A 19,118-nucleotide genomic window follows, 5' to 3' on the forward strand; every position below is an offset into this window, starting at 1 on the left:
GGTCATTACCAATAACTAACGGATTTGTTATGAGATGAGGATTAAAACAATGGCAGAAATTAGAGAGGTGCTATATCAGCACAAAAAAGGGATGACTCAACGCAATATTGAAAAGTCTCTAAGCGTTTCACGAATGAGCATACGCAAGTACGTTTCAATGGCCAAGGATTTGGGTTATCAGGAGGATATTTCCAATGATGAGCTCGAAGTTATCGCTTTGCAGATACATAATAAAATCGTTAATACTACAGCCAACAACAGACCCAATAAATCAGAAAAAGAACTTGAGGCGCATCACGAAAAAATAGCATCACTCCTCACTGAGAAGTGGATTACCCATATGCAGATACACCGAATTTTAAGCGATAATGGTCTTGTTAGCAGTCGAAGAAGTCTTAGTCGTTATATTGAACGTCATTTCCCCTCGTTGCCTAAGGCTACGGTACATTTGTTAACAAAGCCTGGGCATGAAGCACAAGTTGACTATGCGTTTGTTGGGTTTATCAATAATAAAAAAACATACGCTTTTATTATGACGTTATCACATAGTCGGTATCGATATGTTGAGTTTGTACATTCTCAAAATCAGCAATCATGGGCGCAAAGCCATATCAATGCCTTTCATTTTTTTGGAGGCGTGCCCAACTGCATTCTTTTAGACAATTTGAAATCGGGAATTATTAAAGCACATATTTATGATCCAACGGTCAATGAAACCTATGCAGAGTTATCTCGCTTTTATGACTTTATAGCCGATCCGGCGAAGGCTCGAACGCCCGAGCACAAGGGGAAGGTTGAGCGTAGTGTTCAATTGGTAAAAGAACAGGTTATCGCGGGGATAACCTATGATGATTTGGCCTCGATGAACGCCTTTGCACGTGATTGGTGCGCTAATAAGGTATCGCACGTCATCTGCAGTACCACTGGTGAAAAGCCAATTGACGTATTTAAAAATGAAGAATTTAATTTATTAAACCCACTGCCAGCAGGCGCTTTTGATATGCCCATTTGGATGGATGCTCAAGTTCATCGTGACCATCATTTTGTTGTTGCTGGTAATTTTTATTCTGTGCCAACGATACATATCGGGACAAAGGTTAAAATTAGAGTTGGCTTGAAGACCGTTCAGGCCTATGTGAATCATGCTTTGATTAAGACCCATATTCGTAACTACGGGCGTGGACAGTGGGAAACGGATCCCAATGACTACCATAATTCTGCAAAGTATTACTTAGAAAATACTGCTGGCGTTTGTATTGAAGCGGCCAAAGCAATTGGTCAGGCAACGGAGGAAATGGTCACAAAGGTACTGGCTGAAGGCTCTAGAACGAGCTTAAGAAAAGCCCAGGCTATCATCCGCTTGGTTGAGGAATACGGTAATGAGCGCCTTGAAAATGCATGTTTACGCGCGATTTTATTTGATAATTATACTCATCAATCATTGAAAAAAATCCTCACGGAAGGCCTGGATAAAAAAGACACGAGAACATTCTCCACTAAGCGCTCGGCCAATCATGAGAACTTTGCCTATATTCGCGCAGCAAGTGATTACAGCTCAACGATGGAGGCTCATTATGAGTGATATCAATATGTTAGAGCTTGCAAAAAAACTACGTTTGACAGGGATCCCAGACACACTGCTAGCAAGAGTAGAACAGGCTCGCGCAGCGTCCCTCTCTTATGAAGAGTTGCTCTCAATGTTGTTTCAGGATGAGGATGAGGCTCGTCAACAAAAATTGCTTGCTGGGCGTGTAAGGCAAGCTCGATTTGAGGAGCCTCAGTGTTTTGAAAATTTTGAACTGGCTCGATATTCAACACAAGTCACACAAGCCATCCGCACCCTGATGACAGGGAAGTTTATCAAAGAAAAAAACCATGTCATCATCATGGGACCTGTTGGCACCGGAAAGACTCACCTGGCTCAAGCCCTGGGTCTAATGGCATGTCAACGACATAAAAAAGTCTGCTTTATAAGAGCGAATGAACTGTTAAATCAGTTCCACCAAGCAAGAGCGGATGAAACATGGACTGCGCTTTTTAAACGTTACTCACGATACGATGTGCTTATTTTAGATGACTTCGGGCTGAAAGCATTATCGCCAGAACAGTCCACTGATCTGTATGATTTAATAGCAGCTATCCATGTAAACTCTATGCTAATTATAACTACTAACCGTAAAATAGAAGGATGGATGGAGCTATTTTATGATCCGGTTATGGCAAACGCAGCATTAGATCGTATCGTAAATAAAGCTTATCGAATTGTTCTTGATGGGGAGTCATACAGGAAAAAATTTATACCGAAATTTAATTTAGTAGATGACAAGTGAGTTAAAAAAATTTACCCTAAGTGGGCTACTTTGAGTGGCCAGAGGGTGGGCTAGTAATCGTGACCCATGACAGGTCCAGTGGATAATGAAACAAAATGCTAAACCACATATTTATTGTGCTAATGCAGTAGGAATTTATGGACTACAGAACAATGGTGATCCAACTGTATTTGATGAAGATACAGACATTGACTTTTCTCATCCAAAAGATTTTTTAAGTGAAGTGGGTATTCGATGGCAGCAAGCCTTAAAAGATGCTGAAGATGCTGGGCTGGCTGTGACCACAACCCGTTTTGGAGTGGTTTTAAAGAAAGGAAAAGGGTTTTTAGGTAAATTGTATCCCAGTTATATATGTGGATTAGGAAGTGTTATTGGTGATGGCCGCCAAATTTTGTCTTGGGTAGATAGTAGAGATCTGGTAAATGCATACCGATTTTTATTAGCTCATCCACACCTTACCGGTCCAGTGAACATTACTTCACCAAATCCCTGTATGCAAAAGGACTTCGCAAAAGCATTCGCACAATCTCTCCATAGACCGTTATTGCTGAAAACTCCTGCTTTTGTAATGCGATTATTATTTGGTGAGATGGGTGAATATTTAATCAACAGCGGTCAAAGAGTTGTGCCAAAACGTCTTCTAGAAGCTGGATTTAAATTTCAATCGAATGATATTAAAGAGGCTTTAGAGCATTTGGCATAAAAGTTGATTATTAATAAATGAAGCCCGAAATCATCTCTGTGCTAACGGGCTTATCAGCTATCTTAATGATTTTTTTGGAAATATTGCTTTAATTTCATCGGAGAAATAGTTTCATCGTCTTTGATTGCAGCAGCAACAACGTTTTGATGCCCCGTTTCATAAGTACAAACCATTGCGCCACTATGTTGATCAATAACGCCAGGAGCATTCATGGTGCTTAAAATCTCATTAGCAGCATCCAGGGCAACATCATCAGAATCACCTAATAAAGGTGCTATAATAAAGCCCCAGTTTGATGCAGTATTATAGGTGCTAATATTATAAGTAAGATAGATATCTGGTCCTATTTGTTCAGCCATAGACAGACCTTCAGCTTTAATATCGTTAATATCCGGACATGTTGTCTCCTGGGACGAGAACGCTGAACCGGCAAGAATTAAAGCTCCAGCAAAAGCGGTTAATTTCGATCGTAACATCATGTTACTTACTCCTAGTTTATTTAAAAAACGAGAAAAGGGTATCATTTGGCTTTAAGATTTACAACTTAGAGGAACATAATCATCGATTTTATATATTTTTAATAACTTGGTATAACGAAGCCCCCAAGTGAGAGCCCTCGAAATTTTGTAAGAATAGGTTAATTGGGGATTATTTTCCCGGCAGCGAATTAAGTATTTTAATATTTAAGATTTTCCATTTTCCGTTTTCTTGTATTAATTGGTAGGCAACGGGAGTCGTTGTACCGTCTTTTGCTGTTAAAATCCCAGCCAGATACCCTGTGTTGTTTACTATTTTTCGTTCACTGAAATTGGAACTGGCATTATTTATTAAAGCAGGGAATTGAGCGACGTAACTCCTAAAGCCGTCTATGGAAATATTCTTTTGAAATTCAGTAGAGTTATAGGCGTATGCTTTTTCCATTTGACCTGTTTGCAAGGCAGTCAGTTGATGATCAACTACTGTAATCAGAGAGCTTGTCGCATAGGTTAATACTGCAGTTATAGATACGATAATTACTGCGAGGCAGGCCATCACTGAGCTAATAAGGAGAATTAATTCTTTCACAGGCGGGAGCTTGTAGGAGACTTCTAATCTATTTCCGTTTTTGTCTTCAAATTTGTTTTTAACAATTACAATTACATCAATGAGTGCCCAAACCCCGATTGCGCCTCCAGAAAGCAGCATTAAAATTCCAGTCCATATTTTACCGACATAAAAGCGATGTGCACCAAGCATTCCTAAAAAAATACAGAGTATCAGAGCTGCTTTACCTGATTTAGAACTCTGATTCTCCTTTAATGGGGCAGAATTTTTAACAGCTTGCGATTGAATCGTCGCTTGTTCTGTCCTGGTTCCACATTTTGAACAAAACAAAGCATCTGAATCCAGAGGGTTACCACATCGCAAACAAAAATTATTCGTGTTCATATTTATTCTCTTACGGGATACCAATTCAACAGTTGAATTAAGTTCAATAATTTTTAATATAAAGCATAGGACATTATCCGAATAACGAATAAAGCCAGCTTAACAGTTTATCCCAAGTGAGCTTTGATTTATATCTTCATGAAGGAGTTGACCATCAATAGTATCTAACATTAATTGAATTTGTTTTTCATACATGCGTCGTTCATATCCCCCTTCTAATCCCCAGTATATGCTTTCAATTAACTCTTTATTTTCACTATAAAGAGTTAAGATTTCCTCAAAAAAATAGGATAGGTCTCCATCATTAAAACGGGTCGTACCAGCCTCTGATTGGCTCATCATGCGGTCATTTATAAACTTGCCACAGTACGCTGTTTCATTTTCGTGGGAATCCCAACCGGTGGCTAAATAAAGAACTATTTTTTGGCCAGTTCTTTTGGCATTGACAATATTTTCTTTTATTTTACCAAGGGAAAAAAGGAGCGCTGGATGTATTGAAATAGAGCTCCGGATCGTCAGTTTTAAATCGACTGCATAATAGTCCATTTGATTTTGATGCCAGCTTTTAATTTGTTGCTGTTCTGCTTTTCCTTGAGTCTGGAATTCGTACTCGATAAAAGAGTGATCTTGGTGGGGGTATACTCTAGAATCAAAAATATCGATGTGGCATATATCCAGACAGGAAAAAGATTCTCTTAATACCGCGGATAATCCGTTGTCTCTATTTACGTCAGGACCAATAATGATGTGTTTTAGAGGATTAGGATGAGTTAATTCCGCATTTTTAATTAGAATAGCAATTTTGTTGAAAATACAAAAACCGGAACTTTCCCGGCTAAATGCATGATGCGTGGGTAAGCCAAAAGAAAAATAGCATTTAGCGGGATGCATTAAGGTGGTTGCGATATCTTTTATTAACAGTTCAAAAGTGTGGGGTGTGATTAGAATATCTGCATTTATTTTTTTTAGTCCTGTGCGTTGCGCATCAATTGAGTAGCTGATGATTTTTTTCAAATAGTCTATTGGATGAACTGCAAGGAGGGGTTGAAAAATCCTATCTTGTGATGAGATCTGCTTTAACAGAGCAAATGCTTCTTTTTTACAGCCTTTATTAATGGCAGCAAATAATTCCTCCCAAACCTGGGGCAGGCTCACATCCTCTGTAGTAATAACAGGAAGCATGGAGTGTTTTTTTTGTCCTTTTCTTATGGCATTACTCATGTGTATTAATCGTATATTTTGATCTTCTATTCCCCCGGCAGGCATACCTTTCATTTGCTCCACATGTTGTTCTGAAGGAATTTGAATAAAACATTCTGATGGCTCGGAATTCATTTGATCATCAAGAGATTGAAGCAGTTTTAGTGCTTCTCTTTTTAAACCCAATCCAATGTTTGCAAACTCAGTATCTTGCGTGTAGTTTTTAAGTTCAAGAAGGTAATCCTTTAACCGGGAGGATGTTTGTATCTCCTCTGGATTTGAACTACTGATATTTGTAATGCAGCATAGAATTCTCTTTTCCAATAAAGATAACGAAGGTTCTATAAAAAATTTTCTATTCATGGATTGTTCCTAAGAAAATTAGTACGTTCATTAATCAGTGTATCTATAATAACTAGTCTAGGCTAGGAGAGAAATCCTCGTAGAAAAAACTGTTCAAATCGATCACTATTAATTATAGTTAATAATTATGTACACTGTTTTTGCACTGTAACGAAGGGGCTTTGAATCATGATTCGCCATAAGATAATACAACTACCTGCAAAACCTTTTGGTGCACATCTTATTACAAAAGAAATAGGCAACGAGTTAGAGCATACTGGGTCAGGCATTCTTCATCTTTTTATTCAACACACATCAGCTGCTTTGGCTTTAAACGAAAACGCCTCATCAGATGTTTTGATGGATGTGCAGGATTTTTTTAGTGCCCTGGTACCTGAAAGTAATCGTTATAGACACAGGGAAGAGGGGGCTGATGATATGCCCGCTCATATTAAATCCATATTATGCAATACCTCTTTAACTATCCCTTTTGAAGATAATCGATTATTGTTGGGTGTCTGGCAGGGGATATACTTAATGGAGTTTAGGAGGAAAGCAGGCCCAAGGAGTATTGTTTTAACCCAGTTTTCATAAAGCCTTTAATTCTAATAATTTCATATAAGCTTTGGTCAGAGTACATCCTCATGATCAAAAACAATCCATTTCAGGAAGAAATTACTTGATTTTACCAACGCATACTGATTAATATTCGCACCTATATTAACGGTAATAGGATAAAATATGTCGGGTTTTTTTAATAGACAAAGCTCCTGGAAACTGTGTTTACAGGCTGTGAACCTTGCCGCTCTTACTATAGCGGCATATGATTTATATCAGAATCCAGACAAACTGGGTCAAAATGGTTTTGACATCGCAGTCCACGCCCTTAATTTTCTTTCTTTAAGAGAGAACGTAGACATAGTTGAAGCTTTTCTTGTTTCCAATCTTAATGGTGCTCAGTTAGGTGTTCTTTATTCCGGTGCTGTCTCTGGATGTGCTAGTCTTTCTAGGCCATTACTCGCAGTAGCGGCGGATGTGGTAGTACATGCTCTGAGTGGCACTTCCATATTTTTTTGTCCTGAAGAAGAATTACAGAGTGAAGAAGAAAACAAAGCCAACGGACTAAAAATAAATTGATCCTGTCAGCTCTCACTGTTGTTCCTGGTGTTTTATGTTAAATCAGGAACAACTGTTTATGCATTGTAAAGTAGTAGTAATGACTCCTGTTTCCGTACTAGCATCGACGTCGCGCGGTTAAGTCACAATAAAAAGTCTTTATATGAAATTAAAACATCTCACGCCATAAGGTTCCTCATCTAGGAATGAGCCTTCGTCTTTTTAGTCAAAAGAACTTAATAATCATTTTTTAAATGTACTCAACATGTTTAATTTTGAGCTATATTAAAGTGTATAGGAATACAAAAAAAATAAATAAAGGACATATTATGAGTCATATTCTGCTATTGCTTTTAGCAGTAACCCATTCTGGACTCTCTTTACCTCCTATGGAATTTATGCAAGAAAAGCTATTCAACATAGCAAAAAATGTTATCAATGAGATACCCTCAATAACAATGCCGCTGAATGAAATTAAGGGCATGTTGCATCAACAGGCTCCTGATTTAAATGGACTCGTGATCAACAAGGTGTTAACAACCTTAAAATGTGCCGTGGAGTACAATGTCGAGCATAATAATATTTTAACGATTATTGATTATTCTCTTCCCTCAAATGAAAAACGTTTATGGGTATTTGATTTAAGGGATAAGAAATTATTGTTTTATACCTACGTGTCTCATGGCATTACGTCCGGGACTTTAGCAACTAATTATTTTTCAAATAAATACAACAGTAAAGCCACTAGTCTTGGTGTCTATAAAACTGAGAAAGCATATTACGGTCGTGAAGGGCTATCTTTACGTCTGGGTGGCCTGGATGCAAATTTTAATGATAATGCCTCCGGTCGAGCAATTGTAATGCATGGTGGATGGTATGTTGATGAGCAGTTCATTAAAAGGTATGGCAGACCCGGTCGCAGTTGGGGGTGTCCTGCTCTTCCCTTAAGTTTATATCAACCCATAATTAATACCATCAAGGATAACTCTTTACTGGTAGCCTATTACCCAAGCGATGCCTGGTTTGTAAAATCAAAATTTCTTAATTGCGGTAACGTGCAGGAAGCTTCTCATTCAATGACCGTTCTCAAAGAACCTGAAAAAGCTAAGGGTAATAGTGAACAGCGAGAAGATGTCCTATTTGCCAATATCAGTAAAACGATGAAGCATGCGGATGATAATCCTATAGTGGTGATGTCAGCAGATAACTATGAGCGAATATTTCATACTCAAGCCCCTTTGGGGCGCATGCTTAGGCGCCAAATTAACGATATGGAATATATTGCTTTGAGTAATGCTGAGTTTCATACTTTGGCAGTTCATAGCAACTCTCAGGATAATGAGAATTTAAATGCCGTCCACTTTGTCGTTCCAGTGATTATAAAAGATCGAGGGTACTATGAAACTCAGATGAAAATTTTAGATATGGGAAAAATCAAGGATATTCGATTTAATGCCGATCTATCCCAGGCTGAACCTGTGACACATTACTCTGTTATTTTTGAAACAAAGCCTGCCGTAAATTTAAAAGCAACAAACCGATTTATCCGCTGGTTGGGTCTATGAAAAGAGGTATCTTTAAATTTTGCGTAGATCAAGAGAGTTGCGAAACAATACCTGAACCACGGATCACTAACATTTAGACGAGTAGTTTCGTGATTTTGGCGACACGCTCCTCCCGATTTCCCCATAACTCAACTAATTGGGGCGGATTTTTTTCGGGTAATACCTGAAACAGATGATTAAACTAAATTTCTTTCAGGTAATCATCCACTTCGCTGCGATATGTCGGGTCGTTTAAACGAATTCCATCATCCTCAATTTGGATTGGATGTTTTTTGTTTATTGAAACAAACACGACCAAATCAATGAATGCCAGTGATTCCCGGATGGGGTCAATAAGAGTTTGAACAAATTGATCATCCATATCAGTTTGTTGGTAACGAGCTGAGTACATAGAGTAGGCAATATAAGGATCTATTCGAGTTCAAGCTGTACCTTTGTTCTATAATCAAAATTATAGAACAATTCAGCAGACTATGTGTAAGTACTACTTCCTTAATTAGATCGGCTGAATGAAAATATAGGAGCATTTTTTGCATGCTCTAACCTACATTACTGACAGTTTTATATAACTCCTGGTCATTATGAAAAAAAATAATTTATGCCAATTCGTATTGTATTTTCACTGAATCGAGCCTCAGATTCAACTGATGCAGTAGCAAAGGGGGTTGGGGGAATTGTATTTATATTTTGGGTAAGATTTAAAAGAGTATGAAGAGGTCCTAGCCGATAGTAAATATATTCTACTTTCATGCTCCAGCAAGGTGAAAATAACCATTCTGCGCCACCCCCAGCTGCCCATCCGGCTAAAATTTTACTGTAGTCGATCTCTTCATGAAAAGGCAAAAAGACCGGGTTAGTTGAGGTTACCGAATAACTGGTTTTCAAAGAGCCCTCTCCATACGCCAACCCCCCTGCGCCATAAATTAAAAATGAAGGACTTATAAGGACACCTAAACGACCTTTAAGAAGACCCAGATAATTTAATTTTTTGGTGTTTTCAATATTGGCGGTTTGTATTCCCAACTGAGGGGTTGATACGAAATTGGTACTCGTGGTTATACCACTTGATTGGTCAATCGCATCCAGATCTGTATCGATGCCTATAACAAGATTATTGGAAAACTGAGAATTGTACCCAACTTGACCTCCACCGATAAAACCTTTTGAAGAATTAAAAAGATTTTTGGTTCCTAGTAACCCTAGGGAGGATGATATGGCTTGAGAGTCTGGTAGAAAAAGAGAATTGGCAAAACCAGCTACCCCTTCATTTTTGATTGTATTGTTTGATGACCATAAGTACCCTGCATTTGCTCCGATATAAAAGCCAGTCCAGCTCCGATAAATAGCACCAAAAGTATGAGTTCCATATAACACTAAGGTTAAGGAGAGGTAAGTCCATGTTTTATTCATAAATAATTTTCCAATGATGTAATATTTACAGTGTTCTTATTTTGTATCCATCCAAATGAGATGATAAGAGAATTAAAAAACCTAGATACAGTCTATATACCATGCGCAGCCAATAATAGTGGGGCAAGAAATAAGTGTATCTAAAATATATGATAAAATAATTTAGATCAATTATCTCTAGTTCATATCAGGTTGATATGGGTCCGCATGTCTGGAACAAAATTAAGGAAAAATAAGAGCTATTCATCCATCATTTATAGTTAAAAATTCACTCAAATTAACCTATTTAAACCTACTCAATACCGTATGAATAGTGATTGCTACTACGAATTGTCTTAGGTCATTTTACCACAACTCTATCAGAATGACTTATCCACAAGTCCACAGGTCAGGAGAGCTTCACTTTCTCGTATAGGCCTGTGGGCCTTGTGGGTAAGTCATGACGCTCTCATTTAGGGTTTATGGTCTTTTCCGGCCATAATACACCTCTGCGGGCGTTAAATAATTAAAGGACTGGTGAAGCCTTCGGTTATTATAATACTCAAAATACTCCGTTAAGGCCAGCTCAACCTCTTCAATTGTATCAAAATCATACCGGTAGATTTTTTCTTGCTTAACACTACGCCACAATCGCTCGATAAATATATTATCTAAATAACGTCCTCGCCCATCCATGCTGATAGAAATGTGGTGAGATTTTAGCGTATTTATCCAATCTTTTGAGGTAAATTGAGAACCCTGATCCGTGTTAAAGATCTCACAACGCGAATGCAGCAAAGCGTTTCTAAGCGCCTCAATACAAAATTCAGCCTCCATAGTAGGTGAAATAGCCCATCCAATCACATAACGACTATACCAGTCCATAATAGCTACTAAATACACATGCTTTCCTTTCATGCGGATGTAGGTGATATCTGCGGCCCAAACCTGATTTGGTTTGGTGATATCCACCTCTTTTAATAAATAAGGGAACACCTCATGCTCCTTATTGGGAACGCTTGTATTTGGCTTTGGGTAAACAGTCGATAACCCCATCATTTCCATCAACTTTTTTACTCGACGTTTACCAACAGGATAGCCTACTTCTTTTGACAGCCATCTTGCCCGCTTAATTTTACCTTCACATGGATACTGCAGATAGTGCTCATCAAGTAGCGCCATAAGCGCTTCATCTTCGACAGAAATGGGCTTGGCACTATAATAATAACTTGAAACAGGCAAGTCTAATAGCAAGCATTGTTCACGAATGGTGAGCTCGGCAAGAGGATCAATCATGACGCGCTTTTCATCCAGACTAAAGTTCATGCTTTTTTTTTAGCCAAGATAGCTGCGCTTGAAGTCGACCAATTTCTTGATATAATGCCTCAACAAGCTGCTCTTGGGACTTGGCTTCTTTTTCATTAGCCCCAGAGAATAAATCGTTAATGGCTTTGATGGCCGATTGCTTCCAAGTTTTTACCTGCGTTGCGTGAACACCGTATTCACTGGTAATTTGCGCTTGTGTGAGTTTCCCCTCAATCGCAGCTAGCGTTATTTTTGCCTTCTTGGCCGCCGTATAATAAGCTCGCTTTTTAGACATTTTATTCTCCTCTTTGTATTAAGAAGAATAGCTCTTAAAAAACCTTTTTTTGTGTCCAGAAAACCGCGCCTATATTAGGTCAATGTCTGCGAAATTTAGTGAGGAGTTTGGTAAATCCACAAATACAAATACAAATACAAATTCATTACTGAATTCACCCCGCTATGTTCCTAAAACACAGATCCCACTATTAGATATATAGCAGAGGGATCTGTTTGAATTTAATGAGCGCCAGCTAATTGATAACTGGATTCGTTATCTTTAATTACAAAATCAGCGGTTTGATCTGCAAACATACCGAAGGTGTTTAAATTGGTTGTCGGCCTGGTGGTTGGGGGTGACTTAGCCTGCACTGAGTGTAACTGCTCTAACCTATCTATTTGAGTCTTTCCCCGTTCTAATAGTTGTTGATATTGTTCATTAAGGCGCTCATATTCCTCTTTGACAATAGCCAGTTGTCGCTCTGCTTCACAGATTCGCTCTGCAATCTGATGAAAACTGGTTTCTTTATTGTTTATAAACGACTCCAGTTTTTCCTTAAATGCTTGTTGTTGTGTCTCATCTAAAAGAAGTGTTGTTGATAAAGTTTGAACAGTGCCCTGCAGGGTACCTGCGATTCCTTTTACCCGTTCTATCTCTTCACTCATTCCAAGTTTTACTTGATTCAATTCAGCGACTTTTTCGGTCAAATTAAATTGAGCTTTTTCGTAGTTTTGTTGCATCTGTCTTAATTGTTCTTTGCAGTTTTCCAATAACCGAGTATGTTCTTTGACCGAGTCCTTTAGTGATTCAGTGAGAGTTACAAGGTCACCATTGGTTTCACGCAATCCACGTTCAGTTTCTTCAAACAGCATACTTTGTTCGGATAGCTCTTGAATTTGAGCTTTTAATTCGTCTATATTAAGATCCAGCTTTTCATTTTCTTTTTGAAAATGTTCTATTTCAACTGCTAATTGCTCCCTTATCTTATCCAAAGATAAAATAATCAGTCCCAAGGTGTCTGCTAAGCTGTTAATACCTGCTTTTAAATGTTCTGTACGATCTATATTTAAGTGGTGATGATTATCAAGGAGGATACTGCTGGCGGTATAAGTGAATAGAGTAAATAGGCTAAAAGTAAAAATTACAGCGATATGCGCCACTAATGAAATGACGAATGTAGGAACAACAAGTACAATTCCTGCAACAATTTTTTGCCATAATGGCAATTCACCCCAATATGCCGCAGCACGAGATAAAAAGCTCGGATTATGGGCCATCGCCTCGATCATTCTATTTAAATTTTCTTTGATTTGGTCAAGTTCTTTTTGGCTAAGTAAAACCTGTTCTAGATTTTCCTTGATTTTTTTAGACTTTATATCTTTCGGATTTAGTTCTGTTGCTTCGTCTTGCTGGATTGTCTCTGGTATAGGTATCATTCCCTTGACTCCTTTAATTGGTGACCACAATTTACCGAACTTGTTTCCTTGTGCGGTTATCTTTTAAGAGTACTTGAAGCTAATTATTGCATCAAATATAGAATCTTGTTATAAAATTATCGTATCCTGTCAGAATCGCCGGGTAAGTGTCTGCCACTGAGCCCGGACTAATCCGAGCCGCGCGCGTCAGCAAGCGGAATTATCTCGAGATGCTTATGTGGTGCATGGAACCTGCCGCACTTTAAGTAAGATTAATTCAGCCAATGATGGCATTTCAAATTTTTTAGTCACCCTATCGTAAATATACTGATAAACGTTAACTTTCAGTTTTCTGGCCGTCTGTACAATCGTGGCAAACGTATCCTTTGATTTGGTGCCATTTTGGGAGACCGTTTGGAGATTGATGTCGCGTATCCTTGCTTGAAACCGTGTCCCTAATTCAGAGGCATTGTTGTGCAATGGCAGAAATGGATGGTCTAACACCAATAATAACGCTTGTTTTTTAGCACGTGTCTTTGCAATGCGTTGATCTAAAACATCATAGCCTGTCGTGGTTGCGAACAAAGTATCAAATTGCATTGATAGTTGTTGGGCCATTGATTGAGATGGAGCCGTCTTGTAAGTCAATAATGCATGGTAGAAATCCCATAATTGCTCAAGAAATACAGCCAATATATTCTGATTCATATCTGAGAATGGAGTGAGTTTTTTATAATGACGACCTTCATGGATCCAGCACAGCGCATGATGTAGGGCCAATTTATTAAACTGAGGCGCATCATCTGTCATTAAATAATGGATGAAGTATTTCGAGTGCTGATAATAGGCAAGAGCTGCTGACTCAAGAATTATGCGTCGATTCGTGCTGTGTTTTTTTGGATTTGGAAAAAGTGTTCCCATCAAACTATCGATTGATTCACGTGTGAGGGGTTGTGCATGCAGCATTGGTTTAATTTGATCCAACCATTTTTTTGCGAGACCAAACTCATCCATTAACTCATAAGCCTCCTGATTAAACATAAACTTTAATTGGTCTCGACACAGCAACTCCAATAAGGTCAAGCGATCTTTTTTACGACGAGTGAAGTATGCTGTAAAAAAGTCATTACATAAAACATGGGTGTAGTGATTTTTGCCGTTAACACGACTGCCTGTGTCATCCATCTGCTGGTACAAGCCTGCGTTGCTACCGGCATCGACAATATCTTCTTTTTCCTGATGAAAAATATCATTGCCTTCTGTCAGCATGGAAGCAATTTTACCATGTGATATTTGAATACCACATGTTTTTAAAAAGCGCTCAATGGCGCTCTCCGTCATCCCTGCATCACGGTATAATGTGATGACCAGCGCTTTAACCCCAGGACCAAATTCACTGCCCTTATATTCGCCAGGAATCGGCGCAATAAAGGTTTTTTTCAAAGATGGTGAGTAATACGTTTCCAGCTTGAATTCAACATTATCCGTGATGATTTTTAGATCCTGGATGATTCGAATCTCAAAACCCTTGAACTTGGCGTCATCTGGCAGCGTTGCTTTGTCCAGAGCAATCGTAACACGTCTATCAATACGTACGTTTTTTTTGTCTTTGCCTGTGTTTTTATTGTTCCCTTTACCACGTTTATTGCGATCTCCTTCAGATGAATGATTGGAATTGCCTGTATTATCGCCATTGCTACCTTTGGATTGACCGCGAATATTAGGTTTGCCCTGTTCACCCTTAAGGCGGTTTATCTCATCACGTAATACTTGGTTTTCCTCTCTGAGCAAAGCATTTTCTTCGGCAAGCATTTCGACCAAATTAACCAATACCTTAATGATAGTCACGGCCTTTTTGTCGGCAAGACTATCGATATCTTTTGTTAACTCATCTAAAACTTGTTTGATTTCTTGGCGTTTCATCATCTACCACTGCGTTACTAATGCTGATACGGCAATCATAACATGACTTTTTTTGAACGCATTTTTCGAGTTTTAACGCCACTAAGGGCTAAGAAAAAATCTGACCTCAGGAGGGAGATGTTTTATTAGTGAAAGGGGCTACATTGTGATCTTGGGGATCTTAGGGCATGCATATTGCATGACTTACGTTTGATATGGAAAAACATCAGTTTTACAGAAAAACCGTGTCAATAGGTATTTTGAATATTTTTAAAGAATTCCGCTTGCTGACGCGCGCGGCTCGGATTAATCCGGACTCAGTGGCAGACACTTACCCGGCGATTCTGACAGGATACAAATTATCGCATAAATTTTGATAATTTAGGATTAAATATGTCTGCAATATTGATTTTAATGCATAACCCCTTAAATGTAAAAATATGTGAAGGAATGACAGGACGATTTTTACAGGAGCAAGCTATCGACTCTAAAATACTTGCGCCTGTAGATTTTGTGAAACCTGGCGTTAATCAAGCACAAATGCCTGAAAAAATTGCTAAATTAATAGCAGCAGACAATGATATTAGAATCATATTTTTTGAAGCAAATCTTGGTTATCCAGGGCAAGAAGCGCTTAATGCCACTACCATAGAAGTACTCCAGTATTTGATTGAAAATTGCCCTAATGCTACGTTTATTTTAAAAAGCCAAACAGAGAAGGCTATAAAAAATGCTCAATATATTTTGCAAGGAGAACACGTTCCTTCTGTAAAAATTGTTCCTGCTGGGGGCAAGATGAAACTAAGTGAGGAATTAAAAGAGCTGATTTATAGGGTATTTGAAGAGGGAAGTTTAAAAATGACACTTCCTTAACAATGCAAATGGTAAGTGAATGGTAAACCAAATATCTGAGTATTGCTTTGATGTCCTGTTATGGCTTTTTAATTAAACAAAACTAAGCCGATGCTGATTAACAAAATAACCAGAATTATTAATTTTTTATGTTTATGTGTGTCTGGGTCGGAGTGTTTATTTTTGTTTGTCTGACTATTTTTTCTAGATTTCATTGAGACTAAATCCTTATTTAAACAATAGAGCATTACTTTATTATAGTTTAGTGTTCATCTGAATGCTAAATTGCTAAGCTAGGAAATTCTCCTGTTGATACCGATAAAAGAGACTCCTTATTTAAAAGGATTTTTTATGAGATCAAGGCTATTTGTCTTATTTTTGATATTTCTGTTCAGCCTATCAATTTTGATGCAAATCCGGATGTATCAAGATTGGGACATGTTGTTTTTACTAGAAGGGGGGAAACGTTTATTGGCAGGGGGTACCTATGTTAACGATATGTTTGAGACCAATCCGCCATTAATATATTATTTTAGTATTGCTATAAATTTTTTAGCTAAAGCATTTAACACCAGTAACGTTTTGGTATTTAAATGTGTCGTTTATGTTTTTATTTTATACTCACTTGGAATCTGCCACCATATATTAAGCTGTAAGCCGATAAAGTCTGAAGTAATCAGTCCTTTGATACTCACTTTGGGTTTTTGTTTATTAATTCTCTCCGTGTGTTTTTTTGGCCAGCGTGAGCACTTGATGCTTGTCCTGACTATGCCGTATTTTTTTTTACTTTATAAGACTGCAACTGGTATCAAATTTAGTTCCATTCTAAGGATTATTATTAGTTTTCTTGCTGCATTAGGTTTTGCGCTCAAACCGTATTTTCTATTTGGTCTTTTATTTTCCGAACTGTTGCTGATGTATTGGCAACAAAATTGGAAGACAATAGTTCGCCTGGAGACACAAGTAATTTTTTGGACAGTCATTGTCTACCTGATCTCAGTAGCTGTTTTAATGCCTGATTTTTACTCTGTTATTTTGCCAGATTTACTCCATTTTTATGCGTTCAACAACAGCATCGTTGATATAATAACTAATTTTGCCTTGGTGAATGCTCTTTTTTTGCTATTAATAACGTGTTGGTTATCTATTTCGTTAGGCCGGTTGGAGAAATTGCTTAGTGTAATTACCATAGGATTCATGTGTTGTTTTGTTTTTCAGGGTAAGGGCTGGTCTTATCATGTTTATCCCCTTGTTACCCTCAATTCATTACTTGCAACGTTGCTGATATGTCATCTGAGTTCTGCTTTTAAGGGCAATAAAAAAAATTCTATTTTTGTACTAGTGATTATTCTCGCTCAATTTTTCTTCACGCTAATCCCTGCTTTTTTTAATTATTATCAGAAGATAAGCTTCTATAAAAATGAAACCGGTACTTTTCAGCAATTTATAAAAATTGCCAGAAAGTTTGCATCGCAAAATAAATCCATCTTTTTCTTTTCTACGGATTTGTCTCGAACTATTCCTATCGTTTATTATTCTGGTATGCAGCTGGGGTCCAGGTTTCCAACTTTATGGCCAATACCTGGAATAATAAACAGACAATATACCCTAAAACAATGTGATTCATTGTGTCTTGACGCACAACGAAGGATGCTAAATTACATAACCGAAGATTTTAAACGCTACCAACCGGAATTGGTCTATGTCGATATCAGTGCTCAAAAAATCCTTATAAAATCACAATTTGATTATCTGGAGTTTATGCAAAAATCATCTTCATTTAGGATTATATGGCGGAAATATTGTTATCGTGTAACCAGTAATAACTACGCAATTTACCAGCGTTGTAAGAGATAAATCGCATTTAATTTTCGCTTATTTTTACTGTCTTTCCAGTGTGTTATAGTCATTATTGGTAATACAAATTTTGTAAGGCCACTTACCATGGATAATGAATATGTCGGAGTGATAACTCGTTTTCTTCGCAAGGATGAGCGGTTAATTATATCAGAAGAAAATGAAATGCCTCTTATAATTGAAGCTAAGGACTCTACTGACCTTAAATTCCTACATGAATTCCTCTCATCCAATGCTGCAAAAATTTTAGAAGAAATAGCGAAATATGGTGCTGTGCTGTTAAGAGGATTTGATGTTGCATCCGATCAGGATTTTGAAGAAACGGTTCTAAAAATTCCAGGATTTAAGGGTATAAGTGAAGCATTTATGTCGGAAGAGGGGCGGATTCATGCAGACGATTTGAAGTATGTTTTATATACCAACGCAGTCTATAAAACAGGTGGAACCTTGTATCTTGGTGGTTTTCATAGTGAGAATTACTACAGTGCTGACGTACCGGGTTATATCTGTTTTTGTTGCCTGGATCCTTCAGCTCTTGGTGGGGAGACAGGTTTGATTAATATGGAAAAAATTTATCATCATTTGGATGATAAGCTTAAGGAAAAATTAGAAAAAAACACGTTCTTTGTATCCAAATGGCTGGTTTCCGAAGTTGAGAAACGTTATAAATTATCCCGAGAAACAATAATAAATATTTGTAATCATTTCGATCTCCCAGTCGTGGGTGAGGGCAGTGACCAATTTATCCTCATGTACAAACCCAATGTGTTTGAACACCCAGAAACCAAAAAGAAATCGTTACAGATAAACTTGTTTGAGATTGCTGCCCTTAATGAAGAGATGAGAACGTGTTTTATGGATGATTATCAAGGGAAAATTTGGTTTTGGCATCGATTTGTCTGGAAATTGCCTGCATTTGTTTTGAAGATCCTTGAGTATATGTATCTTATTTTTGCATCCTTATTTTTCTCTCCCCGGAATGCATTTAAAAATGTAAATTCAAAATGGAATACCTATAAAGCCTCACTAAATTTGCCTTCGTTTAACGATACAAGAGTGGGAAGTTGTTTTAACGATAAAGAAGTTAAAGATCTGGCAAAGTTAATAAGAAGTTATTACTCATCTTGCTTGTGGAAAAGAGGGGATATTTTATTAGTAGACAATAAAAAAGTAATGCATGCCGGCATGCCGGGTTCAGGGCCCAGGCTGGTAAGAGCCATGATTTGTAATCCCTTGGATATGAGCTATTCTTTCAAGGAGCCGGGATCCATACCCTGTAATGATCGAACTTGCGAAACTATTGGCTTTTATATGAAATCAGGAGTGTTAGATAAGAACAAATTATTGTGAACAATTAATGCTTTCAGCAAGAAAATTCCATTTAAATACATCAACATTCTGCTTTATTAGCGCGTTTCATTAAGTCCCTTTTTAGGA

The 19,118-nt window shown here is 37.8% G+C and carries 18 protein-coding genes; 9 read left to right on the plus strand and 9 right to left on the minus strand.

Features of this window, described 5'->3' with window-relative positions; genetic code table 11:
- Nucleotides 1-34 precede the first annotated feature (34 nt).
- From istA to HRS36_RS05990, 3 genes are all read left to right on the plus strand, one after another.
- Nucleotides 35-1,582, plus strand: a complete 1,548-nt coding sequence (gene istA, locus HRS36_RS05980) for an IS21 family transposase (RefSeq protein WP_173235442.1) — start codon at nucleotides 35-37, stop codon at nucleotides 1,580-1,582.
- Nucleotides 1,575-2,330, plus strand: coding sequence for an IS21-like element helper ATPase IstB (gene istB / locus HRS36_RS05985; RefSeq protein ID WP_173235440.1), 756 nt, complete (start codon nucleotides 1,575-1,577; stop codon nucleotides 2,328-2,330). The genes istA and istB overlap by 8 nt, the downstream gene beginning before the upstream one ends.
- A gap of 85 nt (nucleotides 2,331-2,415) precedes the next feature.
- Nucleotides 2,416-3,033: a DUF1731 domain-containing protein gene (locus tag HRS36_RS05990; protein WP_173236597.1), complete on the plus strand. Its 618-nt coding sequence runs from the start codon at nucleotides 2,416-2,418 to the stop codon at nucleotides 3,031-3,033.
- Between the two features lie 62 nt (nucleotides 3,034-3,095).
- Here the strand turns inward: HRS36_RS05990 and HRS36_RS05995 are convergent, their stop codons facing one another.
- From HRS36_RS05995 to HRS36_RS06005, 3 genes are all read right to left on the minus strand, one after another.
- Nucleotides 3,096-3,512, minus strand: a complete 417-nt coding sequence (locus HRS36_RS05995) for a DUF4949 domain-containing protein (RefSeq protein WP_173236598.1) — start codon at nucleotides 3,510-3,512, stop codon at nucleotides 3,096-3,098.
- A gap of 169 nt (nucleotides 3,513-3,681) precedes the next feature.
- On the minus strand, nucleotides 3,682-4,461 hold the full coding sequence (locus HRS36_RS06000) for a DUF4864 domain-containing protein (RefSeq protein ID WP_173236599.1): 780 nt from the start codon (nucleotides 4,459-4,461) through the stop codon (nucleotides 3,682-3,684).
- A 99-nt stretch (nucleotides 4,462-4,560) separates the two neighbouring features.
- On the minus strand, nucleotides 4,561-6,024 hold the full coding sequence (locus HRS36_RS06005; RefSeq protein ID WP_226905590.1) for an acetylpolyamine aminohydrolase: 1,464 nt from the start codon (nucleotides 6,022-6,024) through the stop codon (nucleotides 4,561-4,563).
- Between the two features lie 168 nt (nucleotides 6,025-6,192).
- Between HRS36_RS06005 and HRS36_RS06010 the strand changes: the two genes are divergently transcribed.
- The 3 genes from HRS36_RS06010 to HRS36_RS06020 all read left to right on the plus strand — a co-directional run bounded on the left by HRS36_RS06010 (nucleotide 6,193) and on the right by HRS36_RS06020 (nucleotide 8,684).
- Nucleotides 6,193-6,597: a secondary thiamine-phosphate synthase enzyme YjbQ gene (locus tag HRS36_RS06010; protein WP_173236600.1), complete on the plus strand. Its 405-nt coding sequence runs from the start codon at nucleotides 6,193-6,195 to the stop codon at nucleotides 6,595-6,597.
- 147 nt (nucleotides 6,598-6,744) lie between these two features.
- Nucleotides 6,745-7,140, plus strand: coding sequence for a hypothetical protein (locus HRS36_RS06015; RefSeq protein ID WP_173236601.1), 396 nt, complete (start codon nucleotides 6,745-6,747; stop codon nucleotides 7,138-7,140).
- A gap of 308 nt (nucleotides 7,141-7,448) precedes the next feature.
- The gene (locus HRS36_RS06020) at nucleotides 7,449-8,684 is read left to right on the plus strand and encodes a murein L,D-transpeptidase catalytic domain family protein (protein WP_173236602.1); all 1,236 of its coding nucleotides are present in this window, start codon (nucleotides 7,449-7,451) and stop codon (nucleotides 8,682-8,684) included.
- Nucleotides 8,685-8,865: 181 nt separating this feature from the next.
- On the opposite strand, the gene HRS36_RS06025 is transcribed toward HRS36_RS06020, so the two are convergent.
- The 6 genes from HRS36_RS06025 to HRS36_RS06050 all read right to left on the minus strand — a co-directional run bounded on the left by HRS36_RS06025 (nucleotide 8,866) and on the right by HRS36_RS06050 (nucleotide 14,996).
- A complete protein-coding gene (locus HRS36_RS06025; RefSeq protein WP_173236603.1) occupies nucleotides 8,866-9,045 on the minus strand; it encodes a hypothetical protein in 180 nt (59 codons plus the stop codon).
- A 218-nt stretch (nucleotides 9,046-9,263) separates the two neighbouring features.
- A complete protein-coding gene (locus HRS36_RS06030) occupies nucleotides 9,264-10,094 on the minus strand; it encodes an outer membrane protein (RefSeq protein ID WP_173236604.1) in 831 nt (276 codons plus the stop codon).
- A 459-nt stretch (nucleotides 10,095-10,553) separates the two neighbouring features.
- Entirely contained in the window at nucleotides 10,554-11,399 is an 846-nt protein-coding gene (locus HRS36_RS06035; protein WP_173235473.1) for an IS3 family transposase, read from the minus strand.
- A complete protein-coding gene (locus tag HRS36_RS06040) occupies nucleotides 11,389-11,673 on the minus strand; it encodes a transposase (protein ID WP_173235475.1) in 285 nt (94 codons plus the stop codon). The genes HRS36_RS06035 and HRS36_RS06040 overlap by 11 nt, the downstream gene beginning before the upstream one ends.
- Before the next feature lie 221 nt (nucleotides 11,674-11,894).
- Nucleotides 11,895-13,091, minus strand: coding sequence for a LegC2/C7 family Dot/Icm T4SS effector (locus tag HRS36_RS06045; protein ID WP_173236605.1), 1,197 nt, complete (start codon nucleotides 13,089-13,091; stop codon nucleotides 11,895-11,897).
- A gap of 213 nt (nucleotides 13,092-13,304) precedes the next feature.
- Nucleotides 13,305-14,996, minus strand: coding sequence for an IS66 family transposase (locus HRS36_RS06050; protein ID WP_173235423.1), 1,692 nt, complete (start codon nucleotides 14,994-14,996; stop codon nucleotides 13,305-13,307).
- A gap of 369 nt (nucleotides 14,997-15,365) precedes the next feature.
- Between HRS36_RS06050 and HRS36_RS06055 the strand changes: the two genes are divergently transcribed.
- The 3 genes from HRS36_RS06055 to HRS36_RS06065 all read left to right on the plus strand — a co-directional run bounded on the left by HRS36_RS06055 (nucleotide 15,366) and on the right by HRS36_RS06065 (nucleotide 19,031).
- Entirely contained in the window at nucleotides 15,366-15,845 is a 480-nt protein-coding gene (locus tag HRS36_RS06055) for a hypothetical protein (RefSeq protein WP_173236606.1), read from the plus strand.
- A gap of 399 nt (nucleotides 15,846-16,244) precedes the next feature.
- Nucleotides 16,245-17,681: a hypothetical protein gene (locus HRS36_RS06060; RefSeq protein ID WP_226905591.1), complete on the plus strand. Its 1,437-nt coding sequence runs from the start codon at nucleotides 16,245-16,247 to the stop codon at nucleotides 17,679-17,681.
- Between the two features lie 87 nt (nucleotides 17,682-17,768).
- Complete coding sequence (locus tag HRS36_RS06065) at nucleotides 17,769-19,031, plus strand: TauD/TfdA family dioxygenase (RefSeq protein WP_173236608.1); 1,263 nt, start codon at nucleotides 17,769-17,771, stop codon at nucleotides 19,029-19,031.
- The last annotated feature ends 87 nt before the right edge of the window (nucleotides 19,032-19,118 follow it).

Source organism: Legionella antarctica (assembly GCF_011764505.1).
Taxonomy (GTDB): Bacteria; Pseudomonadota; Gammaproteobacteria; order Legionellales; family Legionellaceae; genus Legionella; species Legionella antarctica.